Consider the following 25381-nt stretch of genomic DNA (forward strand, 5'->3'; position numbering starts at 1 on the left):
TATTCCTCAGGAAGCGGTTCCTTTACTTTCATAACCATTTCTTTTTCCCAAGCTTCTTGGGCTGTTGAAACAATGGATGCTCCAGCATTTGTATACTCTTCATCTGTAAAGCCAGAGCCTAGACCTGCCCCCGCTTCTATAAAAACCTCATGACCAGCATTTTTCAGTGTTACAACACCTGAAGGAGTCATGGCAACACGATTTTCATTGTTTTTTATTTCCTTAGGTATTCCTATTTTCATGATAATCCCACCTTTTATTTTGATGTTATGTAGTAGATTGTTAAATTAAAAACACATCCATCTATCAATATATATGATAGTTTAATTCTTTGTCAATCTACATGCCAGTTTATTTCTCAAATGAGCCTCCTGCTGCTTATTACTTGTTATGAGCTTTTCAGCTCCTTAGTAATAGGATCAGCAAAATAATTATCTGTCTCTTCTTTTACAATTTTATATAACAACAATAGACCGATGAGGTTCGGTATCATCATCAAAGCATTAGCCATATCAGCGAAAGCCCAAACAGTTGTTAAACTAGCAATAGTTCCTATAAAAGTTGCTCCAACATAAATGACTCGATAAATTTTAATATGTTTTACTCCAAACATATACTCAAAACATTTTACTCCATACACATACCAAGCAATAATAGTTGAAAAACCAAAAAATACAACAGACAATGAAACAATATATTCGCCAACGACTCCCAAAGAAGAGCCAAACGCTGCGCTTGTTAAAGCACCAGCTTCTAATGTAGGATCATGTGCTACTCCAGATATTAAACCTCCAGAGGCATCCCAAAAACCAGTGACAATCAATACAAGCCCCGTCATTGTACAAACGATGATGGTTACAATAAATGTCCCTGTCATTGCTACTAATGCCTGTTTTACAGGGTGGCTAGTTTTGGCATTTCCTGCGATCAAAGCAACTGTACCAAGACCTGCTTCGTTAGAAAAAATTCCTTTTGAAACACCATGTCGTATTGCCTCTGTTACGACAATTCCCGAAAATCCACCTGCTGCTGATATAGGGGAAAATGCATGTTTAAATATTAACGCAAATGCCGGAATAATTTGGTCGTAATTTATACCGATAATAATGATGGCTGCAACAATATAAAACACCGCCATTACCGGAACAAACACACCAGCTACTGCACTTATTCGCTTTAACCCACCAAAAATGATCAATGAAGTTAATATAACAAGAATAATACCTGTTGTTAAACCATTAACATGAAAACTATTGCTCATTACGTCTGCTATTGTATTAGACTGTACACTATTTCCGATACCAAGTGCAGCAAAAGCTCCAAAGATCGCAAAAGCATAGGCTAAAAGTCTCCACTTTTTGCCTAACCCTCTTTCTATATAATACATCGGACCACTGGAATACTCCCCTGTTTCATTCTTAACGCGGTATTTCATAGCGAGTAGAGCTTCAGCATATTTTGTTGCCATGCCAAGCAGTCCAACTACCCACATCCAAAATATAGCACCAGGGCCCCCTAACGTGATGGCTGTTGCTACACCAGCAATATTTCCATTACCTATCATACCTGCAAGGGAAGTCATTAATGCTTTAAAATTGCTAACATCCCCTTCTGCTGATTTATCTTTATCTTTTGTAAATGCTAATTTAAAAGCATAACCAAGTTTTTGTATTTGTAAGCCTTTTAATACAAAGGTTAAAAATAAACCGGTTCCGGCTAATAATAGTAAACTTGGAGCCCCCCAAAGAAATCCGTTAATTTTTTCAAGTATATTGAGCAATGCATATCCTCTCCTATTAATTCGTGTTAGTGATTTGTATTTCCCTGTTTGGATAAGCACATACAATTATTTTCAATTACAGTATAATGCAGTTATGATGTCACTAGAGAAATAAAGCTGGGTTTAAACGCTTTCATTCATTTCAGTTTTACAAAAAATCCCCCTTATAAATAAAGTTGTTATAATCGAGACATAAATATATTACTGAAGATGTCGTTTTTCGTCAAATTTTGTATTATTATAAAAAATAAGTCATCTCTTTAAGAAACGAGATGACTTATCTTAAAAACGCATTCTCTTTCATGTTACTTCTTTTGGTTGTTAAATGTATATATGCCCTTATTGTTCTTCAATTGATCCTCAATCACACCACTCTGATAACTCTCATTTAATTGATTTTGCACAGCTGAAACACCTTTTTCGTCAAAAAAGTTTTTTCGCTGTTTTTTATTTTTTTCAGACATACCTTCACCTCCATTAACTATTATGTACACATATTTGTAACAAAAACGGTTAAAAATTTTCCAACTTATGATAAATAAAGATTATAATAGAGATAGAAGGGGAATTGTTCTATGAAAGGGGAGAGCATATATGAATTTAGATTATAAAAATATTGTTGTGGCTGTTGACGGATCGGAAGCATCGGAAAAGGCTTTTAAAAAATCGCTCAATATTGTTAAAAATAATAATGCCCGTTTAATCATTGCCCATGTAGTCGATTCGAGAACCTTCGCAACAGCTGAAGCATATGATAGGACATTGGCCGAGCGTGCAGATGAATATGCAGCAGAGTTATTAGATCGTTATATTGATGAAGCAAAAGCAGCCAATCTGGACGATTTAGTAAAATGTGTGGAATACGGTTCTCCAAAAATTAAAATTGCAAAAGATATTGCAAAAAATTTTGATGCAGATTTAATTATTTGTGGAGCTACGGGGTTAAATGCGGTGGAACGCTTTTTAATCGGCAGTGTATCGGAAAACATAGCAAGGCATGCCTCATGTGATGTACTTGTTGTCCGATAATTAAGAACAGTTTACCCCGAATTAAAGTTACTTCAAGGTAAAAACATGATTTCCCCTTCTTGAACATTATGTTTTAGAAGAGAAAAATAACGCCTCTCTTGCAGGCGCTATTTTTCTTCTGTGGTTAAATCCTTTTTAATTTCTGTTACAACATGTGAAAGCTCAGGTAAAATTAATTTATTCATTGCTAGTTTTACCGCACCTGATGAACCTGGTGTTGCAAAAATTGCAGTGTGGTGAATAACGCCTGCTACAGCACGAGACATCATGGCAGCGGAACCAATATCCTCTTGGTAGCTTAACATTCGAAACAACTCACCAAACCCTGGTATCTCTTTATCCAGCATATTTCGAATTGTTTCAATAGTAACATCACGAAAAGATATTCCAGTTCCACCATTCGTTAAAATAACATCAACCTCAGGACTTTCACAACCTTCGCTCACACTCCTTTGAATGGCTTTAACATCATCTGATACAATCTCTTTTTTTATTACTCTGTGACCTTCTTTTTCCAAGCGTTCAACCATCAAATTTCCACTTTTATCTGTAGAAGATGCACGCGTATCACTGATTGTAAGTATCATACAGGCAACTGATTTTTTTCTACTTTTATGACTATGAACAGACATTCCTAACATCCCCTCCCTTAAAGTAATGTATGCTTACACGGTTAAACGAAATGTATCACGAGCGATCATGATTTCTTCATTAGTGGGTATAACGACCACTTTCACTGGAGAATGTGAATAATTTATGAATGCTTCTTTTCCACGAATTTGATTCAACACAGGATCCCAGTATACCCCCATGAATTCTAAGCCTTTTAGCACTTTTTCACGTACCAGATCACTGTTTTCACCAACCCCAGCGGTAAATATAATCGCATCTACTCCCGACATTCGTGCAGCATAAGAACCTAAATAACTATGTATTCTTCCTGCAAAAACTTCCAGTGCCAGTTCCGCACGCTTATCTTTTTCTTCAGCACGTGCCTCTATATCCCTTAGATCACTTGAAAACCCAGATAATGCAAGCATACCGCTCTCTTCATTCAAAACATGAATAACTTCATCTGCCGATTTTCCCGTTCTTTCCATAATATATGGAATTAAAGCTGGATCTAAATCTCCAGATCGTGTTCCCATTGTAACACCTGCAAGTGGAGTAAATCCCATGGATGTATCTAGGGATTTTCCGTTTTGCACAGCTGTAATACTAACTCCATTACCAAGATGACAAGATATAAGCCGCAGCTGTTCAAGAGGCATCCCAAGTAATTCAGCTGCACGTTCGCTAACGTATTGATGAGATATGCCATGGAACCCGTATTTACGAATGCCATATTCCTCATAATATCTGTATGGCAAACTGTATAAAAATGAACTTTCGGGCATTGTTTGATGAAAAGCAGTGTCAAAGACAACAACCATTGGTACAGTCGGCAAAACGTTCTGAAATGCACGAATACCTGTTAGATTTGCTGGATTGTGCAACGGGGCAAATGAAGAAATCTCATCAATATTTTTAATTACTTGGTCATCAATGATGACAGATTCTTTAAATCGCTCCCCACCATGCACAACCCTATGTCCAACCGCATGAATTTCCTTAAGTGATTTAATAATGCCAGAAGCCTGTAACTTTCTAAGTAATATAGTAACAGCTTCCTCATGATTAGAAATATTACTTACTTCTTCATCTTTTTCATCTGCTTTTTCGATTGTAAAAACAGCATTTGGCAATCCAATTCTTTCAATTTGCCCTTTTGCTAATACCTTTTCGTCTGGCATTTGAAACAACTGAAACTTCAGTGATGAGCTTCCTGCGTTAATCGCCAATATATTATTCATAATTATCCCCTTCATCGTCACTTCAAATATACTGCTTAAACCACCCGTTCATTTGGTCTAAAATGTCTCCCATTTCCCTTGTATTGTTAAAGGAGGGAAGATTAGCAAGCAGTGGTTGCTTTGGTCCTTGTGTATCCTTCCCTTTCTTTTGGAGAATGAAAATACTTTTCACATTTTTCTTGGATTTAAATGCACTTTCAGGAAGACGAATAACCCCAATGATATGGGCATATTCTTGAATATAAGCATGAAGCTTGTCTGACTGATCGCTATCAAATAAAAAGTCAGGGATAACAAAAATTAAATAACCTGCCTCTTTCGTATAATTCATGCCCTGTTCTATTAATAAGTGATGGGCATAAGAATGACCTTTATCTGCGCTCAATTGAAAATCGTTTGCCCGGATATCATCTGGATAATACCCTACCGGTAAGTCGGCAATGATTAGATCTATTGGGTCCACTAAAAACGGCCGTAAACTATCTTGATGGAAGAATTCTACTTGTTTTTGCTGCAAATTAGCGTTTAATACTCCTAACTTAATGAGTGTAGGATCTATTTCGCTGGCGAAGGCTTCTGCTGGCTGTTCAAGTTGATTCATTACAGTTAACAAGAGGTTTGCCGTCCCACTAACAAGATCAAAAATACGTATTTTATCTTTTCCTTTCATAAGCTTTTCTGAAATATAACCTACAAACAGAGCCACTGCTTCCGGTGTCATTAGATGTTGTTGCTGCGTAGAACCCTTCATTCCTTTTAAAATTGCTAACTGGGTTGCTTTTCGAATGTCTTCTATTTGGTATGTAGTTAAGTCAACCTTTTTTAAAGCAGATTGCAATTTATACTTCAGTAAATCATCTATTTCTGCAGAAACATCTTGATAAAAAAGAGTTTCTAATGTTACTGCCAAACTATCTAAATATGGCTCGTCTTGTTGTTCATGTATTATTTGGGTTGTTCTATCTAACCACTCGAAAAGTGATTCAACTTTTATTTCATCCATTCAAATTTGTCCCCCATTCTTTCCTGTAAAGAGGTTATCAATCCTCTCTATTGTATCAAATGTAGCATACTAATGTACAAACGAATGATAGTATGAAACACTTTCTGTTTATAGAAGAAAAAGCCTCCCCCCATTGTAAGATGAGAGAGACTTTATCCAAGTGTTTACTTCGCCTGTTTTACTGCATTAATTGCTTTTTCGTAGTCAGGATGGTTCGTAACTTCATCTACATACTCTATATAAGTTACTTTATCGTTTGAATCAACTACAAAAATAGCTCTAGTCAATAAACGTAACTCCTTAATGAGAACTCCATATTTTTCCCCTAGTTCTGCATCCCTGTGTCTGATAAAGTGTCAAGGTTTTTAATTCCATTAGCAGCACACCAACGTGTTTGTGCATATGGCAAGTCCATACTTATCGTTAAAATCTGCACGTTTTCTAATTTACTGGCTTCCTCATTAAAACGCTTTGTTTCTTCAGAACATACACCAGTATCAAGAGAGGGGACTGTACTGATCAACTTCACCTTACCTTTATAATCGTTTAGATTTACTTCCTTAAGATCGTTCGATAAGACAGTAAAGTTTGGTGCTTGATCTCCTTCTTTAATTTCTTGACCAAGTAGAGTAACTGGATCTTGCTGAAATGTAACTTTAGCCATCAATTATCCCTCCTATAATTATGATAATCTTCTTTCATTATGATAAAATAACTGGAAGATGTCCAATAATAGGATAGATAATCTTTACTTTTAAATATCATAGTCTGTATTAAAGTTCATGGAATCTTTCTTTTTTACTTTTTGTTTATGATCATTTTTAGATTTATTTGATTCTTGTATGATTTCCTGAATTTTGTCCGCAGCCTTAGGAGCAAAATCTAACATTTTTTCATAAATATGTGTGCTTTCATTTAAATGAATCATTTTTATTCCTCGGCTATTTACAATTAAAAATGCTACAGGAGTAATAGAAACACCCCCACCGCTTCCACCTCCAAATGGTAACGTAGCTTCACCAGAATTGTCTTCACTTTGATTTGAGTTAAATTCACTTCCACCTGCAGCAAACCCGAAACCTAATTTTGATACAGGTATTATTACACTACCGTCTGGTGATTCTACCGGATCCCCAATAATAGTATTTACTTCAACCATATTTTTTATATTTTCCATTGCTGTCGTCATTAAACCTTGTATTGGATGTTCCTCCATAAAGTGAGCCTCCTAACATATTTATTTTATAAAAGCAGCTTCTTTTCTAAACGAAGTTTTCCGCATTGCTTTCAGAAATACGTGTATAGCTTGTCCTATTTTAACGGAGACAATGCAATTAAAAGTAGACTGAATACATTTAAATTGGAAATATGGATGTACGCCTATCTTCGGTTTACAATAAATTTTACTTTGGTTAGAAATAAATCCAACCAAAACTTCTTTAAAAGCCCATATGCTGCCTGCAGCTAAACCAGTCGTACTTGCCTCTCCTGTTCCAACATGTGTAAACCATTTCAATTCATGCACACTTATTTTTTGAAAAATAGACCGAACAAAACAATTCAAATCACCCATTTTTTGAAAAACATTGCGACAATCGGCTTGAAACACATCAATTAGTTCCTGTAAACTTTTGTCTTTCCAAATACGCCAGATTTCATTATCCTCATTGTTATCATCTAACTTAATCTCTTGTTGAAATATACGCAAACGATACAAATATATTTCTATGGTACACACCAATTGATGACTTGTATATGTAAACCGGAATGAAAAATACATATTGGAATAAAAGAAAAGGAAAACAATAATGACAAGAATAAAAATTATCCACATCAACACCATCAATCTTACCCCTTTATTTTTAAAGGTATTAAAAATAATGAATCATATATAACTATTTTGCTACAATTTATCAATTTTAAACCTTTTAATAAAAAACATGTGATATGCCTTCATTGGTCTTTATAACCAGCTCAGTGTAAAATGAATGAAAGTAGATACTTTATTTTGGAGGAGATGATACCGAGTGCCTGAAAGAAATAAAATATATTTTTACTATAAGAAAAACAATGAATTGGAAAGTATCATTCAGTCATTGTTTAAACGAACACAACAAAATAATTTTACAATTGTTGAGGAAGCCAACGATGCTGATATTATCGTTAGCATCGGCGGAGATGGCACATTTTTACAGGCTGTAAGAAAGACAGGTTTCCGTCAAGACTGTTTATATACGGGCATAACTTACGCTGAAGAAGCTGGACTCTATTGTGATTTTAATTTGGAAAACTTTGATGAGATGCTTTATACAATTGAACATGAAGAATTAGAAGTACGCCGTTTTCCGGTTATTAATGTGGAAGTTAATGGGAATACTTTATTCCACTGCCTTAATGAAGTAAGTATACGATCAACGATTATAAAAACAATTGTAATCGATGTGTTTATTGATGATAAGTATTTCGAAACATTTCGAGGTGATGGATTGGTTGTGGCCACACCTACCGGAAGCACAGGCTACAATAAGTCCACGAATGGTGCTGTTATCGATCCGCTTCTTCCATGTTTTCAAGTATCTGAACTAGCATCCATCAATAATAATCGTTATCGTACACTAGGGTCGTCCTTTGTATTAAACCAAAACAGAAAATTATCCCTGCGTATTTTACAGGATGGTAACGATTACCCGATTATTGGATTAGATAATGAAGCTTATTCCATACAAAATATTAAAAGTATTAATGTAAGACTAAGTGATAAATTAATAAAAACCGTGAAATTAAAAAATAATTCATTTTGGGATCGAGTAAAAAGAACTTTCTTGTAAGAAGCTTATATGGAATTACACCTTTTTATCGATAGTAAAACGAATTAACGAAGGGCTATCCCCTCTTGAGGAATAGCCCTTAAGCCATTTCATATTTATTTATTGTTGATTCATGCCGCCAAATTGTTGTTCAGCCATTTGAACGAGACGTTTTGTAATTTCCCCACCAACAGATCCGTTAGCGCGAGAAGTAGAATCAGCACCAAGTTGTACACCAAACTCTTGTGCAATTTCAGTTTTCATTTGGTTTAATGCTTGTTCCGCACCAGGAACCACCAATTGATTTGAATTGTTACTATTATTGTTTGCCATGATGTTTCACCTCCTTGGTACTTTTATATTGTGCGACAAGGAGGGAATTCATTCATATTTTAGACTGGAAGTTGTTGTAATTTTTCCGTAAAAAAATATTTATATAATGCTATACTCGCTTCTTTTCAAACCTTATAGAAGATGATCGAATACATCTTTTGAATTTACTTGGTCATCATTTATTTTCATTACTTCAATGCCATTAATTGCTTCTTCAAGTAGAAACGTATAATTACATTTGGATTCCATGTTATTCACTTTATCTCGCTTTGGTCTAGTCTTTGGAGATTTAGGTACAAATATCGTACAACAATCCTCATGTGGTCTAATTGAAATATCATACGTATTAATTTTTTTGGAGAGTTGTATAATATCATCTTTATCCATTGTAATTAACGGTCGAATAATCGGGTAGTTTGTCACTTCATTAATTGTATTCATACTTTCCATCGTTTGACTTGCAACTTGACCTAGATTTTCTCCTGTAGTAATGGATAGGATTGATTCTTTTTCACAGACCTTTTGAGCAATACGCATCATCATACGCCGCATAACAGTCATCGCATAACCTTCAGGAATATCATGAAAAATCTGTTGTTGTAACTTTGTGAAAGGTACAAAATGAATATTAATTGTATTTCCAAAGGCAGTCAATTTTTCAGCAATATCAATTACTTTTTGTTTCGCTCTCTCACTTGTAAATGGCGGAGAGTGAAAATGTATTGCTTCAATTTGAACACCGCGCTTCATTGCCAAGTAACCTGCGACTGGACTATCAATACCACCTGATAATAATAATAAAGACTTTCCGGATGTCCCTACTGGAAGTCCACCTAATCCTAAAATTATATCAGACGTAATGTACGTTGCTTCGTTTCTTATTTCGACTCTTATGGTCAAATCAGGATGATGAACATCTACTGTATAATCGGACGTGTTTGCAAGTAAGTGACCGCCTAATACTTGATTCATTTCCTGTGAAGATATTGGAAAATTTTTATTGATTCTTTTTACAGATATTTTAAACGTTTGAACATCTTTCCCGTTCTTCAATGCAAATAAAGCTGCATCCTTTATTTTTTGAATATCATTATCCACCTTTATTGCTAAGCTAAGACTTCGAATACCGAAAATGTCCCTGCACTTTGTTATAACTGGCTCTGGATCATGACCATTTAACAAAACAAACATTCTTCCTTGGGTTCGTTTCACTTTAACATCGGGAAATTCTTTTAATTTATGTTGAATATTTTCTTGTAACTTTACAATAAACTTCTTGATATTTTTCCCTTTCAGTCCCAATTCTCCATACCGTATTAATATATGATCGTATTGCATGATTATCTACTCCATTATTTCTTTTAATTGTTGTATTGCTTCTTTTAATTCTTCTAAAAAACATGAAATTTCCTCTTTTGTTGTATCATAGGATAAGCTAATTCGTAAAGCGGATGTCGTCCTCTTTTCATCTAATCCGCATGCAGCTAGTACTTTACTCTCCTCTTTCTGCTTTGATGAGCAAGCGGATTTTGTGGAAATAAAAATATCTTTTTCTCCTAGCGTATGAATCATCACTTCCGGTTTCAGTCCTGGTATAGATATGTTTATAATATGTGGTGCAACATTTTGACAAGGTGTATTCATTTTCACATCATCTATTTCTTCCAATCTTTTTCGTAAGTTCTGATGTATATCGTATAAGTCCGCCAGTTCTTTTTTTTCGCGTTCTTTCATTAACCTTAGTGCTTTCACCAATGATACTGATCCAGCTAAATTTTCAGTGCCAGAACGTATGCCACTTTCTTGATTTCCGCCATGAAATAGTGGAAATAACGTGGTACCGTTTTTTACATACAAGATCCCAGTGCCTTTTAATCCGTGAATTTTATGTCCTGAAAATGTACATAGGTCGATTCCGCTATTATCTAATGATAAAGGGACTTTTCCTAAACCTTGTACGCCATCCACATGCAAAAATAGTTTGGGATGCTTTTTAGCAATTTGACTGATTTCCTCAATTGGCTGAATCGTACCAAGTTCATTATTAACATGCATAATACTTATTAGTATAGTGTCATTGCGAATGGCACTTTTAAGTTCTTTTGTAGATACTTCTCCCTTTTCATTGACAGGTAAATAAGTTATTTCAAATCCTAAGGATTCTAAACTATTACATGTATTATATACGGAAGGATGTTCGATTGTTGAGGTTATAATATGTTTTCCACGTTTTTGGTGTTTTAATGCAATTCCTTTTATAGCTAAATTATTTCCTTCCGTCCCCCCGGAAGTAAAAATTATTTCACCTCGGCTCACCCCTAGTAAGTATGATGCTTGATCTTTAGCCTTAAATAACAATTTTTCCGATTCACCGCCAAATTGGTGAATCGAGGAGGGATTAGCAAACATCATTTCTGATATGTGTCTATAACTTTCTAATACAGCAGGATTTGGTTTTGTTGTTGCACTATTATCTAAATAAATCATTGTTTAAACTCCTTACCAATTTTCTCTAAGATCTATATAAATAATCAAGGCTGACTTATAAATTGGGATTTTCCCTCTCCCCTTCTATAAGACAGCCTATGTCAATCATTTTTAATTCAAAACTTCCTGAGGCACTTCAATCTTTTGTAAAGCACCTGGTTCTATTTCTTCCACTGCATTTGCAGCCTGCTCTAAAGCAAGTTCATATTCAAATGATCTAAATAATCTTTCAGCTTCATTTAATTTTGCAGCTAGTTCTGGATAACTGCTTCGATATCTATTTGCATATTGAATCACTTGTTCGGTTAATGCAGCTTGTTCAAGAAGCAAATCCGTTTGTTCCATCGTTTTATCAACAGTTAATTTGGCTTCAGTAAGCGCTTGTTGCACTTCAGCAATTTCAAGCGGCTGCTTCTCTAACGCCTTCATTACTATTTTATTTTTCCCAGCTGCCGTTTCCATCATGTTCCAAATGAAGTTTGGTACTCCAGGTATATTGCTTTTTTTCAATTTACGATTTGTATCATAAATATTATTTTGTATTTCTGCTAACGTTTCTTTTGCTTCGATTTCGTCTTTACGCAAATTGTGGATACGTTTCTTAAATGCTTCATGTTTTTCTTGTAACTCTGCCATTTGCTGAAAACCTTCATCTAGTCGTTCTCTTAATTCGGAGTGGGCAATATTCTCATTTTCCATAGCATTTGAAAATTCTTCTAGCTGTTTTTCTAAATGAGCTATTGTTTTATCTAATGCTAAATACCTTTCCATATCACTATCTTCAAAGTAGTAAGCCTTTTTCATGTTTTCCACTTCGGTTTTTGTATCATAAAAGGAAGCACCTAATTCATCTAATGTTGATTGATATTTTGGAATTTTAGCTTCCATATAACTTTTAGCAATTGCTTCTTTTTCCAGAAGTTGATACATCTCCGAAATTCTATTTTCAATTTCTTCTATAAGAATTTTCACCTCGGATGTATTTCCTTTTTCCAGGGACGAAATACCATCCAACAAGCGCTTTTGGTAGTCATGAATCTCTTTTTTAAAACCAAGATGACTGACGCGATACCCATCACTTTTCATTTCTTTTAAACCAGTGAGCAGCTCATCCAATTGCGCAGGTAAGTCATGTTTACATTTCCTATATATTTCAGGGAATTCATCGATTTGAGAAATCAATTGTTCCAATTCTTGTTTTAAATTGTTTACTAAATCCTTAGCTTCAAAATAATTACCACAACCCGCCAATTCATCGTATTTAATAAATGCTTGCTCCATCTCGTCAATTCTTGATTCAAAAACAGACTCTGCTTTTCCATATTGATAGCGGTGTTGAGATAGTTTTCGGCGAAGATATTTAATGTTTGGTCGTAGTGTTTCAACATCTTCACGGCTGGACTTTTCTGATTCTAGGAGCTCTTCTAGTTCATTAAGTATTTTTTCAATATCATTTTCAATCGTATTTAGATCTTGTTCATTTTTTCGCAGTAATTTTTTAGCATTTGAAAACCGGTAACGATCTGCGAACTCCTCTGCCTTAACTAACATATCTTCAACGTTGGATAATTCTTTTGTTATTATTATCTCCCAGCGTTCTTTCCAAGATTCAAATTTTTCTTGTGTTTCGCCGGATAAATTTAATTTCTTTATTTTTGAAAGCTCAGCAGCAACATCTCTATCTAGTATATCCATCTTCCAATTTTCTTGTTGATCAACTTCATCGTATACCCGTTTTCTTAATATAAGCCCTACAATAATTAGTGCAATAATTAATAGTATGATTCCTATGATATATGCCATAAGCTGCCTCCTAACTATATTCCTGTATAAGAGGATTTTTTCGTTTGAGTCTCTCTTGAAAAACAGGTATCAAAAACCGACAATTTTAGCATGGCTAATCCTATAATACCATGTTCATATCATTTTTGGCTAAAAAAAATGAATAAAATAGTGCTTTATTCATTTTTTGAAACGAAATTATTTGCTGTGTAATTTTCATCTTTTGTAACGAGAATAAAATCTAACCATTGATGTATTGTTTGCACATATTTTTTCACAAAATAATTTTGTGAAGATTCACCTACAACATGGTCTTTCCATTCATTTTGCAGAACATATGGAGTAATAAGCATACCTTTTAATTGCATTAACAAAAATTGCGAGTTTTCCACTTTCTGCTTATTTTGTTTAAGTATATCAAAAAATGTATTGCTTATAAAATAATTTTCTTTTGCTAAATAGGTAACTGCCATTTCTCTTACAAAAACAGAATCTAAGGATAATTCCCGGTGGATAAAGCAGGTGAATTGATGATTACTCTGTTTATACTGTATAATGGCAAATATTAATTTTTTTAATTTTTCCATAGATGTTAATGAGTTTGCTTGTTTTAACGTATTTTCTATTATTTCTAAATAAGCTTCATAATATTGAGTGACTGCATACTCTAATAAACCCTGTTTACTTTTGAAATAATAGCTTATTAAAGAGACATTAACAGAAGCTCTATCGGCAATATCCCTCACGGATGTTCCATGGAAACCATTTTGAAAAAATAGTACAGAAGCAGCATCAATAACCTTTTGTTTCGATGAGTTAGCTTTCATTGCAATTCAACTCCTTAATTCACAATTACGACAAAGATTGTAGATATCCTTCCATTTTCCCTCGACAAATACTTTTAGAATTTGTCGAAGTACATCAAAAGAAAGGAAGATTTTTTGTTTGAAACTGTTACATACTCTGGAAATAGAGTAAACGATTATACTTTATTACTGAAGCAATTAACTGCATTATCAAAAGATGAGGAAGACCCTATTGCAATACTATCAAATGCAACCGCGTTACTAAATCAGTTTTTATCGGAAGTAAATTGGGTGGGCTTCTATCTCTGGAAAGATAATGAGTTAGTACTTGGTCCGTTTCAAGGCTTACCAGCATGCATAAGAATACCGTTTGGAAAGGGAGTTTGCGGGACAGCTGTTAAAGAGCGTAAAACACTAAGAGTCAACGATGTCACGCAGTTTCCAGGACACATCGCTTGTGATAGTGCAAGTAAATCGGAAATTGTCGTCCCTATCTTTGTTCAAGATACGATATATGGTGTTTTAGATGTTGATAGCCCAGTAACAAATCGTTTTGATGAACTGGACGAAACACACCTTCAAAAATTCACAGCTGCTTTAGAAAAATTTCTCAACTAGCATCATTTATTATTCTATAAAAAATAATAGTGTTGACTTCTGTATCTATAACTTATATACTATTCTTTGTGTAAAATAATAAGGTAGCCTATGTGAACCGCTGGTTGCTATCATTTTGTTCCTCTACTTAGGAGGTGTATCGTGTAACTCTCTGCTGCTGGAGCGATGGTACATGAAAACATAATGAACAACAGTTAGGAACACGGTCGATTTATTTTATGCAAATAAAATAAAAGGAGGAAATGTCCTATGTCACGTTTTACTGGTTCCGTTTGGAAAAAATCACGACGTCTTGGCATTTCATTAACTGGTACAGGTAAAGAATTAGATAAGCGCCCTTATGCTCCTGGGCAACACGGTGCTAATCAACGTAGAAAGATTTCTGAATATGGCTTACAGCTTCAAGAGAAGCAAAAGTTACGCTATATGTATGGACTGAATGAACGCCAATTCCTTAACTTGTTTAATGAAGCAGGAAAAATGAAAGGTGTTCACGGTGAAAACTTTATGATTCTACTTGAATCCCGCCTAGATAATATTGTTTATCGCCTAGGTCTTGCACGTACACGTAAGCAAGCTCGTCAGCTTGTAAATCACGGACATATCACTGTGGATGGCAGCCGTGTAGACATCCCTTCATTCCGCTTAAAACCAGCTCAAGAAATTGGATTAAGAGAAAAAGCGAAGAACTTAGATATTATTAAAGAGGCTATTGAAGTAAACAATTTTGTACCTGAGTATCTTAATTTTGACGCGGATCAAATGACAGGAAGTTATGTTCGTTACCCTGAGCGTTCTGAATTACCAGCAGAAATCAATGAAGCGCTTATCGTAGAGTTCTATTCACGTCATTAATAAAAAAACTGTTCACTATTTGTGAACAGTTTTTTTATGGTATAAAAGGCTGTATGCATAACATATATGCTCATACAACCTTCATTTGTTTATTTATATTGAATTAAATTGTACTTTTTCTTTCCACGTCTAATAACAGTAAATCTATCTTCAATGCGGTCATTTGCTGTAATAACATATTGTAGGTCTTGCTGTCTCTCTCCATTAATATAAATAGCTCCATTATTAATATCCTCCCTCGCCTGTCTTTTTGACGAGGATATAGAAGCATTTACAAGAAGATCGATTAAACCGATATCTGTTTTTTCCATTTCATAAGTCGGAACGTCTTTAAATCCTTGCTCAATATCATTGCCAGACAGTTGTTTCAAATCACCTTTAAACAATGAAGTAGATATTTTTTGGGCTTGTTCTAACGCTGATTGACTATGAACCAATTTTGTCATTTCTTCTGCTAAACGTCTTTGTGCAATACGATTCTCCGGATTATTTTCCACCTCTGCTTGCAAAAGATTTAATTCATCCTCTTCTAAGAACGTGAAATAATGCAAGAATTTCATAACATCCCGGTCATCCGTATTAAACCAAAACTGATAAAACTCATAAGCTGTTGTTTTATTAGGATCTAACCATACAGCACCGCCAGCGGTTTTGCCAAATTTAGTTCCATCCGCTTTCGTGATCAATGGAACAGTCAATCCAAAAGCCGTTACTTCTTCATCTTTATCTTCACGGGAACGACGAATAAATTCCATACCAGCTGTTATGTTCCCCCACTGATCACTTCCGCCTATTTGTAATGTGCAATTCTCTTCTTCATATAATTTCAGAAAATCAAGAGATTGTAAAATCATATAGCTAAACTCTGTATAGGAAATTCCTTGTTCAATGCGAGCTGAAACAGATTCTTTTGCTAGCATATAGTTAATTCCAAAATGTTTACCAGCGTCTCTTAAAAAGTCAATAATGGTCATACTCGCCAGCCAATCATGATTATTACGAGCAACAGCTGCATTTTCCCCATGATCAAAGTTTAATATTTTAGCTAATTGCTGTTTAATCTTTTCACTGTATCCTTTTACAACATCAGCACTATTTAGGGAACGTTCACTAGACCGACCACTAGGATCTCCGATCATTCCTGTTCCTCCGCCGATCAATGCGATTGGCTTATGCCCTGCCCGCTGAAACCTTTTTAACATAACAATCGGCAATAAATGACCGATATGTAAACTATCTGCTGTTGGATCAAACCCACAGTACAATGTGACCTGTCTATCTGTCAAATGCTTTTTAAGTCCTTCCCAGTCTGTTGTTTGTTGAATTAATCCCCGTTTTTCTAAATCCTGTAAAATATCCATTCATTACACACCTCACCATTTTTTAAATAAAAAAACTCATCCCTAATCATCATAAGGGACGAGTTTATACGCGTTACCACCCTTGTTGCAAAAATTTTTGCCACTTTGGTATTGTTAACGATGAAATCACCGTCTCTTTAGCTCTAAATAATCGAACTAAAGTTGATGCTCGAGATTGTAATTCGTCTGTAAATATATACTGGCTCGCACCAACCGCCAGTTCTCTTTTATAGGGATTCACAAAACTACTTCGATCTTTCTTCGCAATTTAATTATTATATTATAATATATATTCTTACCATATTTTACACCAAAAAGCAATAGTATATATCCTCATCTCACCTATCTACACCTAAAATTTCTTGTATGCTATAATAATAATGTATTTTTGATGTTCGATTGAACATCATTTTAGGAGGTTAACCGTGGATCTTAAAGAAACACTTCGAAGATATTATACTAAAATTAAATCGATAGTAAAGAATGAGAAATTGCAAAAGAATTTTCGTATTACATATGACATTATGTGGAATATTATTTTACTTTTACTCCTTACAGCTTTTATTGGATTATTTTTCATTGGCGGGATGGGTGCCGGCTATTTTGCTTCCCTAGTTAAAGACGAACCCATTCGAAGCTATGAAAATATGAAAAAAGATATTTATAATTATGAAGAAACTTCAAAACTTTATTTTAGCGACGGGAAATATTATGGAGATGTGCGCTCAGATATATACCGAGAAGAGGTTTCTTTAGATCAGGTTTCTGATACCTTAATCAACGCCGTTATTGCAACAGAGGATCAATATTTTAATGAACATGAAGGCGTTGTACCAAAAGCTATCGTTCGAGCCATTGTTCAAGAAGTAACAAATTCAAATGTTAAAACAGGTGGAAGCACACTGACTCAGCAACTTATAAAGAATCAAATACTGACAAATGAAGTGTCTTTTGACCGTAAAGCAAAAGAAATCCTTTTGGCACTTCGCCTAGAAAATTTCTTTACAAAAGACCAAATATTAGAAGCTTACTTAAATATAATTCCATATGGCCGTGAAGCATCAGGTGGGAATGTTGCTGGCGTACAAACTGCAGCCAAAGGAATCTTTGGTGTAGACGCGGAAGATGCAAACTTACCACAGGCAGCATTTTTAGCAGGGCTGCCACAAAGCCCTTCATACTATACACCCTTTACAAATGAAGGAAAGCTAAAAGATAAGGAAAATCTACAACCAGGATTAAACCGAATGAAAACTGTTTTAAATCGGATGTATGAGGAAGGCTATATTACGAAAAAAGAATATAAAAAAGCAATAGATTATGATATTATAGATGATTTCATTGAAAAACCAAAGAAAAATCCACAAAAATCCTATTTCGCAGATGAAGTCCAAAAGAGAGCTAAATTTATTTTAAAAAACATACTAGCTAAAAAAGACGGATATACGAAAGAGGATTTAAAAAGTGATCAAAAGTTAAACAAACAATATACAAAATATGCAGATCGCGCTTTACGAAGAAATGGATATAAAATTCACACAACAATAGATAAGGAAATATATAATAAATTCCAAGAGGTCGTAAAAAATTATCAGCATTTTGGTCCTGATATTACTGCAATTGATGAAAACGGAGAAGAAATAACAGATCCTGTCCAAGCAGGCGCAGTCTTAATTGAGAACCACACTGGAAAAATAATCAGCTTTGTAGGTGGTCGTGATTACAGCAAAGAGAATCAAGTAAATTTCGCTACTCAATCTAAACGATCAAATGGTAGTACAATGAAACCGATCCTTACGTACGCCCCAGCTTTTGAAGAAGGTATTATTCAACCGGGAACACCACTGGCAGATTTCAAAATGCCAAGTGATGGCTGGCTACCAGACAACTACGCAAAAGGGGAGCATGGTCTCGTTTCTGCCCGGGAGGCGCTTACGAATTCATATAACATTCCTGTGGTAAGAGTTTATAAACAATTAATAGATGGTAATCTAGGAAAAAAATATATGGAAAAAATGGGGATTACTACTATCTCGGATGACGAGTATACATTCCCATCCCTTTCAATTGGCGGGACAACACACGGGGTCACTGTGGAAGAAAATACTAATGCCTTTTCAACGTTTGGTAATGACGGAAAATTTAGGAATGCCTACATGATTGAAAAAATAACGACAAGTGATGGAGAAGTCATCTATAAACATGAGTCCGAACCAGTAAAGGTATTTTCTCCAGAAACAGCTTATTTAACGCTAGACATCATGCGAGATGTAATCAATAAAGGAACTGGCACATATATAAAATCACAATTAAAACATAACGATGTTGACTGGGCCGGAAAAACAGGAACGTCAAATGATTATAAAGACGCATGGTTTGTAGGTACAAATCCAAATGTAACGTTTGGCGCTTGGATAGGTTATGATAGTAACCATGGCTTAGATGATTGTCCGGGCTGTTCATTAAGTTATAGTCAGCGAAATATGAAGCTTTGGACTGAGCTGATTAACAGTGCATCTGAAATTAATCCAGATCTAGTTACTCCAAAAGAAAAATTCAAACGTCCAAACGGTATTGTTGAGCGCAGCTATTGTGCACCTTCCGGGAAACTACCTACAGACCTATGTAGGAAAGCAAAACTTGTCAAGGCAGATTTGTTTAACGAAAAATACGTACCAACGGAAAAAGATGATAGTCTAATTAGCGGAAAGTCCGAAAAGAGTAAGCGGAAAAAACCCAAAAAAGGAAACGGCGTATTATTCAACCGTGACTTTTTAGAAGAACATGGCTATGACGAATTAGACGATCTCAGTAAATTATTTCCACAAAAAGACTAGACAGAAATACATGCTGCTTTTAGCGATCAAATAAAAAAGCGTTAGGTATTACGGAAAATAAATGCCCGCTCTAAAATCTATTAAAAATTCTTATATTTAGTCCATTAAGAAGTATAGCTAAATATTGTATCAAGTAGATAAGAACAAAAGTACAAGCGCCCGTATAGCGACGTACGGACTGGACGGAACCGTAAGAGATAAAAGAAACATCGGTATGCCGTCGTTGGCCGCAAAGTTCGTAATTAGTCGGCCTTCCTTAAACAAGGAAGGCACGCTAGTCGATGGGCGCTGAAGCTGGACGTGGCTAGACCCACTTAACGCACAGGTACAAAGATTTATAATTTCCTAGACTACGAGAAAAAAAGAAGAGGGTCTGTCCTCTTCTTTTTTCTCGTAATAAACAATATATTGTTCTAAATACTAAAAATTTAATACACTATCTTGTATAATATAAATAAACTGAAGATTTCCCAACACATTCTCAGGTGGTGAGTTAATGAAACATACAAAAACCTATCAATCTTCAAAAGTGAACACCCCTAATGGAACAATCATCATTGAGGGGCCACTGCCTTCGAGCGAACTGGCAAAATACCATTTCCATGAAGATTTAACAGCTTTTCGACCTGCTCCAAAGCAATTTGAAGCTATTTTAAGTATCGCTGATTTTCCTGAAGGACGTATTGTTATTGCCAGAACCGAACACACAATTATCGGATATGTAACTTATTTACATGCAGACCCACTCGAACGATGGTCCAAATTCAAGATGGAAGATCTTCTTGTTTTAGGAGCCATAGAAGTAATCCCTGCTTACCGTGCAGTAAAAATTGCTTCGAAACTATTGCAGGTCTCAATGTCAGATGAATATATGGAAAATTATATTATCATTTCTACTGAATACTATTGGCATTGGGATATGAAAGGGACAAAATTAAGTATTTGGGATTATCGAAAGGTTATGGAAAAGATGATGGCTGCTGGCGGATTAGTACCATCCCCTACAGATGATCCAGAGATTATTTCTCATCCTGCGAATTGCCTTATGGTTCGTATTGGCAAAAATGTTCCTGACGTATCAATTAAACAATTTGATAAACTAAGATTTTTACAACGGCATCAATACCGGAATATGAGGGAGGGGTTTTAAATGTTCATAGAAAATATTATGCAAACAAATGTAACAACACTTCCACCGACAGCAACAATAGCAGAAGCCTTACGATTAATACAGGAACAACATATTAGACATATTCCTATCGTAGATGAGGAACAATCCGTCATTGGAATTGTATCAGACCGTGATATAAGAGATGCAAGTCCGTCAATATTCGACAAAAATCCAAAACAAGCAGATCTTCATAAAGAAATTCAAACCATTATGAGTCATCCCGTTATTACAATACACCCATTAGATTTTGTGGAAGAAATTGCTCGTATATTTTATGATGAGGAGTTTTCATCATTACCTGTTGTCAGCAAAAATCAACTCGTAGGAATTGTGACAGAAAAAGATATGTTTTATACATTAATTCAATTGACAGGTACTCATGTCCAAAGCTCTCACATTGAAGTCAAAGTGCCACATAAACCAGGTATTCTGCCCGAGGTTGCTGCTGTTTTTGGTAAGCGAAAAGCAAACATTACGTCATTATTAGTATACCCATATAAAGATGACCCAAATTATAAAGTCCTTGTATTTCGTATCCAGACAATGAATCCCTCACCGGTTATACAAGATTTAAAAGAGGCGGGATATGAACTAATGTGGCCAAATAATTTAATGGAGTTCCAAAACTATGAAGTGTAAATCTGCATTTGTTTACTCAGACGCACTTTTAAAATATCATTTTTATCCGGATCATCCCTTTAACCAAAAAAGGGTATTATTGGCTAAAGAGTTATTGCAGTATGCAAATACATTAGAAGACAGTGATATCCTGAAACCTCGCAGTGCAAAAGACGAAGAGCTATTGCTTTTTCATGACCATGCCTATATTGAAGCAGTGAAAAAAGCTAGTATTGGAAAACTAACAAAAAACCAGGGGATGGAATATGGCATTGGAACAGAGGACACACCTATGTTTCCAAATATGCATGAAGCATCCTGTTACCTGGTTGGTGCAACATTAACAGCAGTAGACGCTGTACTTGGAAATCATGTGAATCATGCGCTTAACTTAGGGGGTGGACTTCATCATGGGTTTAAAGGAAAAGCTTCTGGCTTCTGTATCTATAATGATGGTGCCATAGCAATCAAATATATTCGCGAAAAATATAACTTAAGAGTACTATACGTAGATACGGATGCTCACCATGGAGATGGAGTTCAATGGGCATTTTATGACGATCCGAATGTTTGTACGCTTTCCATTCACGAGACCGGCAGATACCTTTTTCCAGGTACTGGAAACACCAATGAACGTGGAATTAAAAAAGGGCATGGCTATGCGTTTAATTTACCTGTAGATGCCTTTACGCAAGATGAATCATTTTTACACCTTTATGAATCCGCTTTCAGGGAAATCATTGAATTTTTTAAGCCTGATGTTATTGTTACACAAAATGGTGCTGACGCTCATTGCTTTGATCCATTAACTCATTTATGTACAACGATGGTAACATACGAAAAAATACCGATGCTTGCCCATCATTTAGCACATACTTACACTAATGGCAAATGGATTGCTCTTGGCGGTGGTGGCTATGATATGTGGCGTGTTGTTCCCCGCGCATGGGCACAGATATGGAATGTTATGAAAAATGGTAAGTTGCAGGAAGGTTCTATGCCATCCAAATGGATAACAAAATGGCAAAAAAAATCTCCTGTTTCCTTACCAGAAAAATGGCATGATGATAAAAAGATTATCCCAGATATTCCAAGAAGGAAAGAAATTAATGAAAAAAACAATAAACTTTTATTAAATGCACTAAAATATGCAAAACCAAAAAATGGATAAATAGTTTTAAAACAATAAAGAGATGACTTCTTTAAGGTCATCTCCTTTTAATCATCTTAATCAACGTTAGATCCTTCCCCATCTTCTAAAATAACAATCTCAACTCTTCTGTTTTTACTCATATTCTCACCTGTTGTATTTGGTTCTACAGGGTTTGTATCACCATAACCAGCAATACTGAATCGTGCTACATCTAAATCATGGTTATTTATTAGGTATCTTGTAACACTACTTGCCCGAGCTCCAGATAATTCCCAATTGGAAGGATAAGTATAGGAAGCTATTGGTCTACTATCCGTATGACCTTCAACTCTAACATTATTAGGTATTTCTGCTAAAAGAGAGCCGATTTTTTCCAGGAACTCTTTGCCAGGATCTAAAATATCCGCTTTGGCTGTATCAAACAAAATACTCTCTTGTAAGACTAATACAACCCCTCTTTCCGTTCTATTAGCAGAAATCACATTATTTAAATCGTTTTTATCTAGATATCCTTTCACATCTTTCATCAACTTGTTTAAAGAATTTTCTTGTTTTGATTTCATTTCGTTTATGAACTTAGCGGACTTCATTTCTTTTTGGATATCCTTATTAGCCATTTGTGCAGAATTTTCGGATGGATGTTCCATTGGAATTGATGATGGGTAAAAATCCAGAATCATTCGATTGCGAAATGAATCCGATATAGCTTCAAATTTGGTAGAGTCTATTTGAGACATGGAAAACAAAAGGATAAAGAAAACAAGAATAAGCGTAATCATATCTGAATAGGTGACCATCCACTTAGGCGCTCCACTGTTTTTGCCTCTATTCATTCTTCTACGCTTCATTCGTATTCTCCTCGTCGAAAGCAATTTGTTCTCGTGTTTCTTCAAATGTAGTTTTCATTTCACGAGAGAGAAAAGCGCTCAGTTTTTCTTCTAAAATCCGTGGGTTTTGCCCGGACTGAATTCCAATAATACCTTCAATAATTATTTGTTTATAAAATATCTCTTCCTCAGTTTTATTTTCCAATTTGTTAGCGATCGGAAGGAAGACCAGGTTGGCGAGAACAGTTCCATAAAGTGTAGTTAATAAAGCGACCGCCATATTTGGTCCTAAGGAAGATGGATCCTGTAGATTTCTCAGCATAAGAACAAGACCAACTAATGTACCGATCATTCCCCAAGAAGGTGCATACTCACCTGATTTCACAATAATCTCTCTACCTTTATAGTGTCGTTCTTCTAATGCTGTAATTTCCGCATCCATGATATCATGAATCACATCATGCTCAATTCCATCCACTGCTAGCATAATACCTTTACGAAGAAACGGATCTTCTATATCATCTAATTCAGTTTCTAGTGCAAGCAAACCTTCTCTTCTAGCCTTTTCTGAAAGACGTATAAGTATTTTAATTAAATTAGGCAATTGTTGTCCATTTTGATAGAATGCTTTCCTAAAGATTTTTCCAACTAATTTAATTTGCTCCCATTTGAAGTTTATTAACAATGAGGCAATTAAACCGCCAATAACAATAAATATGGATGAAATATCCATAAAGGAAGCGGTCCCCCCCGAATCATCCTTCGATAAAATAGCTAACATAATCATAATAAAACCTAATGTGATGCCGATTGGAGTTAATAAATCTCTCTTTTTCATGCTATATTCTCCTCAAACTATCATTTATAGTATATATCGGCATTAATTTTATATAGTTGAGTTTCTCTCAATAACTCTGTGGGGTAAAACAACTTTTTTCTCAACAACTTCTTCTTTATTCATAAATTTTGTTAATAAACGCATTGCCACAGCACCAATATCATACATTGGCTGAACAATCGTTGATAACGTTGGTCGTACCATCGTTGCCAACCTAGTATTATCAAAGCCAAATACTTCAAGATCTTGAGGTACACTGAGCCCTTTATCTTGTGCGCCATGAATTACTCCTAATGCCATTTCATCAGCTGCAACAAAAACAGCGTTTGGCTTATTTTCTAATTCCAATAATTCATTTGCTGCTTCAATACCAGACTGATAAGAAAAATCCCCTTGTACAATATACTCTTCTTTTATAGGTATAGAGGATTCTTCTAACGCTCTTGCGTAACCTTTATATTTCAATTTACTAATATGTGAATCCTTTTCACCAGAAATGTAGGCAGGATGTGTATGATGCTCGCCGATTAGAAACTTTGTTGCTTCATATGCTGCCACATCATAATCAATATTTACAGATGGGATAGAGTTGGTTTCATCATATGTTGCTGCTAAGACTACAGGTACAGGAGAACTAGAAAACTGTTCAACATGTTCTTGCGTAATATTTCCTCCCATAAATAAAATCCCATCTACCTGTTTTTCAAGCATCGTATTTATAAGTTGTAATTCTTTATCTTTATTTTGGTCAGAATTACTCAAAATCATATTATACTTATACATTGTAGCTATATCCTCAATTCCCCTGGCTAATTCTGCAAAGAAAATACTTGATATATCTGGAATAATTGCTCCTACTGTTGTTGTTTTTTTACTAGCTAAACCTCTTGCAACTGCATTTGGCCGATACCCCAATTGTTCAATCGTATTTAAAACCTTCTTGCGTGTTGTCGGCTTAACATTTGGATTACCATTCACAACCCGAGAAACAGTTGCCATTGATACATTTGCTTCTCTTGCTACATCATATATTGTTATATTCATTTCATTCTTCCTCCTCGCTGATCTCTAACACTTGTCGCTATTAACTTTATCATACTCTACGATTGAAAAAAACACAAAAATAAGGAGGCTGGGACAAAACTCGGCTAAATAGCGAAAAAAGAATTCAGTAGATACTGGATTCTTTTTTGCTTTGGTTTTAAAATGATTAATTATTCTGC

At 35.1% G+C, this 25381-nt stretch carries 24 protein-coding genes, 2 pseudogenes and 1 other annotated feature; of the genes and pseudogenes, 8 read left to right on the forward strand and 18 right to left on the reverse strand.

The window, feature by feature from the left end; translation table 11 throughout:
- The 3 genes and pseudogenes from J2Z81_RS13675 to J2Z81_RS13685 all read right to left on the reverse strand — a co-directional run.
- Positions 1-242, reverse strand: a pseudogene (locus tag J2Z81_RS13675) (alanine dehydrogenase); the annotation flags it as partial.
- 146 nt (positions 243-388) lie between these two features.
- Positions 389-1780 carry an alanine/glycine:cation symporter family protein gene (locus tag J2Z81_RS13680; protein WP_029269000.1) on the reverse strand — a complete coding sequence of 464 codons (1392 nt, stop codon included), beginning with the start codon at positions 1778-1780 and terminating at the stop codon, positions 389-391.
- A 305-nt stretch (positions 1781-2085) separates the two neighbouring features.
- Entirely contained in the window at positions 2086-2244 is a 159-nt protein-coding gene (locus J2Z81_RS13685) for a hypothetical protein (protein WP_198020929.1), read from the reverse strand.
- A 130-nt stretch (positions 2245-2374) separates the two neighbouring features.
- Between J2Z81_RS13685 and J2Z81_RS13690 the strand changes: the two genes are divergently transcribed.
- Positions 2375-2809 carry a universal stress protein gene (locus tag J2Z81_RS13690; RefSeq protein ID WP_029268998.1) on the forward strand — a complete coding sequence of 145 codons (435 nt, stop codon included), beginning with the start codon at positions 2375-2377 and terminating at the stop codon, positions 2807-2809.
- A 107-nt stretch (positions 2810-2916) separates the two neighbouring features.
- On the opposite strand, the gene J2Z81_RS13695 is transcribed toward J2Z81_RS13690, so the two are convergent.
- The 6 genes and pseudogenes from J2Z81_RS13695 to J2Z81_RS13720 form a co-directional block, all read right to left on the reverse strand.
- Positions 2917-3441, reverse strand: a complete 525-nt coding sequence (locus J2Z81_RS13695; RefSeq protein ID WP_226371593.1) for a MogA/MoaB family molybdenum cofactor biosynthesis protein — start codon at positions 3439-3441, stop codon at positions 2917-2919.
- A 33-nt stretch (positions 3442-3474) separates the two neighbouring features.
- Positions 3475-4662: an acetate kinase gene (locus tag J2Z81_RS13700; protein ID WP_029268994.1), complete on the reverse strand. Its 1188-nt coding sequence runs from the start codon at positions 4660-4662 to the stop codon at positions 3475-3477.
- A gap of 22 nt (positions 4663-4684) precedes the next feature.
- Complete coding sequence (locus tag J2Z81_RS13705; RefSeq protein WP_029268992.1) at positions 4685-5665, reverse strand: class I SAM-dependent methyltransferase; 981 nt, start codon at positions 5663-5665, stop codon at positions 4685-4687.
- Positions 5666-5829: 164 nt separating this feature from the next.
- Positions 5830-6329: pseudogene (tpx, locus tag J2Z81_RS13710) on the reverse strand (thiol peroxidase).
- Between the two features lie 90 nt (positions 6330-6419).
- Complete coding sequence (gene ytfJ, locus J2Z81_RS13715; RefSeq protein ID WP_029268988.1) at positions 6420-6881, reverse strand: GerW family sporulation protein; 462 nt, start codon at positions 6879-6881, stop codon at positions 6420-6422.
- A 21-nt stretch (positions 6882-6902) separates the two neighbouring features.
- Positions 6903-7508 (reverse strand): DUF2953 domain-containing protein, encoded by a 606-nt coding sequence (locus J2Z81_RS13720; protein WP_226371594.1) that lies wholly within the window; start codon positions 7506-7508, stop codon positions 6903-6905.
- 184 nt (positions 7509-7692) lie between these two features.
- Between J2Z81_RS13720 and J2Z81_RS13725 the strand changes: the two genes are divergently transcribed.
- The gene (locus tag J2Z81_RS13725; RefSeq protein ID WP_226371595.1) at positions 7693-8493 is read left to right on the forward strand and encodes an NAD kinase; all 801 of its coding nucleotides are present in this window, start codon (positions 7693-7695) and stop codon (positions 8491-8493) included.
- A gap of 99 nt (positions 8494-8592) precedes the next feature.
- Here J2Z81_RS13725 and J2Z81_RS13730 read toward each other — a convergent pair whose 3' ends face one another.
- The 5 genes from J2Z81_RS13730 to refZ all read right to left on the reverse strand — a co-directional run bounded on the left by J2Z81_RS13730 (position 8593) and on the right by refZ (position 13901).
- Positions 8593-8805 (reverse strand): alpha/beta-type small acid-soluble spore protein, encoded by a 213-nt coding sequence (locus tag J2Z81_RS13730; RefSeq protein ID WP_029268983.1) that lies wholly within the window; start codon positions 8803-8805, stop codon positions 8593-8595.
- Positions 8806-8937: 132 nt separating this feature from the next.
- Positions 8938-10143 (reverse strand): tRNA uracil 4-sulfurtransferase ThiI, encoded by a 1206-nt coding sequence (thiI, locus tag J2Z81_RS13735; protein ID WP_029268981.1) that lies wholly within the window; start codon positions 10141-10143, stop codon positions 8938-8940.
- Positions 10144-10149: 6 nt separating this feature from the next.
- A complete protein-coding gene (locus J2Z81_RS13740) occupies positions 10150-11292 on the reverse strand; it encodes a cysteine desulfurase family protein (protein ID WP_226371596.1) in 1143 nt (380 codons plus the stop codon).
- A 111-nt stretch (positions 11293-11403) separates the two neighbouring features.
- Positions 11404-13095, reverse strand: coding sequence for a septation ring formation regulator EzrA (gene ezrA, locus J2Z81_RS13745; protein WP_226371597.1), 1692 nt, complete (start codon positions 13093-13095; stop codon positions 11404-11406).
- Between the two features lie 155 nt (positions 13096-13250).
- On the reverse strand, positions 13251-13901 hold the full coding sequence (gene refZ / locus J2Z81_RS13750) for a forespore capture DNA-binding protein RefZ (RefSeq protein WP_226371598.1): 651 nt from the start codon (positions 13899-13901) through the stop codon (positions 13251-13253).
- 114 nt (positions 13902-14015) lie between these two features.
- On the opposite strand from refZ, the gene J2Z81_RS13755 reads away from it, so the two are divergent.
- Both J2Z81_RS13755 and rpsD read left to right on the forward strand, forming a co-directional pair.
- Positions 14016-14498 (forward strand): GAF domain-containing protein, encoded by a 483-nt coding sequence (locus J2Z81_RS13755; RefSeq protein ID WP_226371599.1) that lies wholly within the window; start codon positions 14016-14018, stop codon positions 14496-14498.
- 249 nt (positions 14499-14747) lie between these two features.
- A complete protein-coding gene (gene rpsD, locus J2Z81_RS13760; RefSeq protein ID WP_226371600.1) occupies positions 14748-15353 on the forward strand; it encodes a 30S ribosomal protein S4 in 606 nt (201 codons plus the stop codon).
- A gap of 89 nt (positions 15354-15442) precedes the next feature.
- On the opposite strand, the gene tyrS is transcribed toward rpsD, so the two are convergent.
- Positions 15443-16714: a tyrosine--tRNA ligase gene (gene tyrS, locus J2Z81_RS13765; protein WP_226371601.1), complete on the reverse strand. Its 1272-nt coding sequence runs from the start codon at positions 16712-16714 to the stop codon at positions 15443-15445.
- 51 nt (positions 16715-16765) lie between these two features.
- Positions 16766-16985: a binding site (T-box leader), on the reverse strand.
- Between the two features lie 154 nt (positions 16986-17139).
- Between tyrS and J2Z81_RS13770 the strand changes: the two genes are divergently transcribed.
- The 4 genes from J2Z81_RS13770 to J2Z81_RS13785 all read left to right on the forward strand — a co-directional run bounded on the left by J2Z81_RS13770 (position 17140) and on the right by J2Z81_RS13785 (position 22511).
- Positions 17140-19551 carry a transglycosylase domain-containing protein gene (locus J2Z81_RS13770; RefSeq protein WP_319023845.1) on the forward strand — a complete coding sequence of 804 codons (2412 nt, stop codon included), beginning with the start codon at positions 17140-17142 and terminating at the stop codon, positions 19549-19551.
- Between the two features lie 496 nt (positions 19552-20047).
- Complete coding sequence (locus tag J2Z81_RS13775) at positions 20048-20701, forward strand: GNAT family N-acetyltransferase (RefSeq protein WP_226371602.1); 654 nt, start codon at positions 20048-20050, stop codon at positions 20699-20701.
- Positions 20702-21361, forward strand: coding sequence for an acetoin utilization AcuB family protein (locus J2Z81_RS13780; RefSeq protein WP_029270853.1), 660 nt, complete (start codon positions 20702-20704; stop codon positions 21359-21361).
- Positions 21351-22511, forward strand: coding sequence for an acetoin utilization protein AcuC (locus J2Z81_RS13785; protein ID WP_029270851.1), 1161 nt, complete (start codon positions 21351-21353; stop codon positions 22509-22511). Before J2Z81_RS13780 ends, J2Z81_RS13785 begins: the two co-directional genes overlap by 11 nt.
- A gap of 56 nt (positions 22512-22567) precedes the next feature.
- Here the strand turns inward: J2Z81_RS13785 and motS are convergent, their stop codons facing one another.
- The 3 genes from motS to ccpA are packed head-to-tail and all read right to left on the reverse strand — an operon-like array spanning position 22568 to position 25202.
- Positions 22568-23341 (reverse strand): flagellar motor protein MotS, encoded by a 774-nt coding sequence (gene motS / locus J2Z81_RS13790; protein ID WP_226371603.1) that lies wholly within the window; start codon positions 23339-23341, stop codon positions 22568-22570.
- Positions 23331-24158, reverse strand: a complete 828-nt coding sequence (gene motP / locus J2Z81_RS13795; protein ID WP_029270847.1) for a flagellar motor protein MotP — start codon at positions 24156-24158, stop codon at positions 23331-23333. The genes motS and motP overlap by 11 nt, the downstream gene beginning before the upstream one ends.
- 48 nt (positions 24159-24206) lie before the next feature.
- The gene (gene ccpA / locus J2Z81_RS13800; RefSeq protein WP_029270845.1) at positions 24207-25202 is read right to left on the reverse strand and encodes a catabolite control protein A; all 996 of its coding nucleotides are present in this window, start codon (positions 25200-25202) and stop codon (positions 24207-24209) included.
- Positions 25203-25381 lie beyond the last annotated feature (179 nt).

The sequence above is a fragment of the Virgibacillus alimentarius genome (assembly GCF_017874635.1).
GTDB classification, from domain to species: domain Bacteria; phylum Bacillota; class Bacilli; order Bacillales; family Amphibacillaceae; genus Virgibacillus_B; species Virgibacillus_B alimentarius.

Excerpts from the sequence above, each read along its gene's own strand:
- thiI (WP_029268981.1), bottom strand. The coding sequence starts at position 10,143 with ATGCAATACGATCATATATTAATACGGTATGGAGAATTGGGACTGAAA.
- J2Z81_RS13775 (WP_226371602.1), top strand. The coding sequence starts at position 20,048 with ATGAAACATACAAAAACCTATCAATCTTCAAAAGTGAACACCCCTAAT.
- J2Z81_RS13785 (WP_029270851.1), top strand. The coding sequence starts at position 21,351 with ATGAAGTGTAAATCTGCATTTGTTTACTCAGACGCACTTTTAAAATAT.
- ytfJ (WP_029268988.1), bottom strand. The coding sequence starts at position 6,881 with ATGGAGGAACATCCAATACAAGGTTTAATGACGACAGCAATGGAAAAT.
- rpsD (WP_226371600.1), top strand. The coding sequence starts at position 14,748 with ATGTCACGTTTTACTGGTTCCGTTTGGAAAAAATCACGACGTCTTGGC.
- J2Z81_RS13740 (WP_226371596.1), bottom strand. The coding sequence starts at position 11,292 with ATGATTTATTTAGATAATAGTGCAACAACAAAACCAAATCCTGCTGTA.
- J2Z81_RS13730 (WP_029268983.1), bottom strand. The coding sequence starts at position 8,805 with ATGGCAAACAATAATAGTAACAATTCAAATCAATTGGTGGTTCCTGGT.
- motS (WP_226371603.1), bottom strand. The coding sequence starts at position 23,341 with ATGAAGCGTAGAAGAATGAATAGAGGCAAAAACAGTGGAGCGCCTAAG.
- J2Z81_RS13690 (WP_029268998.1), top strand. The coding sequence starts at position 2,375 with ATGAATTTAGATTATAAAAATATTGTTGTGGCTGTTGACGGATCGGAA.
- tyrS (WP_226371601.1), bottom strand. The coding sequence starts at position 16,714 with ATGGATATTTTACAGGATTTAGAAAAACGGGGATTAATTCAACAAACA.
- J2Z81_RS13685 (WP_198020929.1), bottom strand. The coding sequence starts at position 2,244 with ATGTCTGAAAAAAATAAAAAACAGCGAAAAAACTTTTTTGACGAAAAA.
- J2Z81_RS13700 (WP_029268994.1), bottom strand. The coding sequence starts at position 4,662 with ATGAATAATATATTGGCGATTAACGCAGGAAGCTCATCACTGAAGTTT.
- J2Z81_RS13780 (WP_029270853.1), top strand. The coding sequence starts at position 20,702 with ATGTTCATAGAAAATATTATGCAAACAAATGTAACAACACTTCCACCG.
- J2Z81_RS13720 (WP_226371594.1), bottom strand. The coding sequence starts at position 7,508 with ATGGTGTTGATGTGGATAATTTTTATTCTTGTCATTATTGTTTTCCTT.
- ezrA (WP_226371597.1), bottom strand. The coding sequence starts at position 13,095 with ATGGCATATATCATAGGAATCATACTATTAATTATTGCACTAATTATT.
- J2Z81_RS13695 (WP_226371593.1), bottom strand. The coding sequence starts at position 3,441 with ATGTCTGTTCATAGTCATAAAAGTAGAAAAAAATCAGTTGCCTGTATG.
- J2Z81_RS13705 (WP_029268992.1), bottom strand. The coding sequence starts at position 5,665 with ATGGATGAAATAAAAGTTGAATCACTTTTCGAGTGGTTAGATAGAACA.
- ccpA (WP_029270845.1), bottom strand. The coding sequence starts at position 25,202 with ATGAATATAACAATATATGATGTAGCAAGAGAAGCAAATGTATCAATG.
- refZ (WP_226371598.1), bottom strand. The coding sequence starts at position 13,901 with ATGAAAGCTAACTCATCGAAACAAAAGGTTATTGATGCTGCTTCTGTA.
- motP (WP_029270847.1), bottom strand. The coding sequence starts at position 24,158 with ATGAAAAAGAGAGATTTATTAACTCCAATCGGCATCACATTAGGTTTT.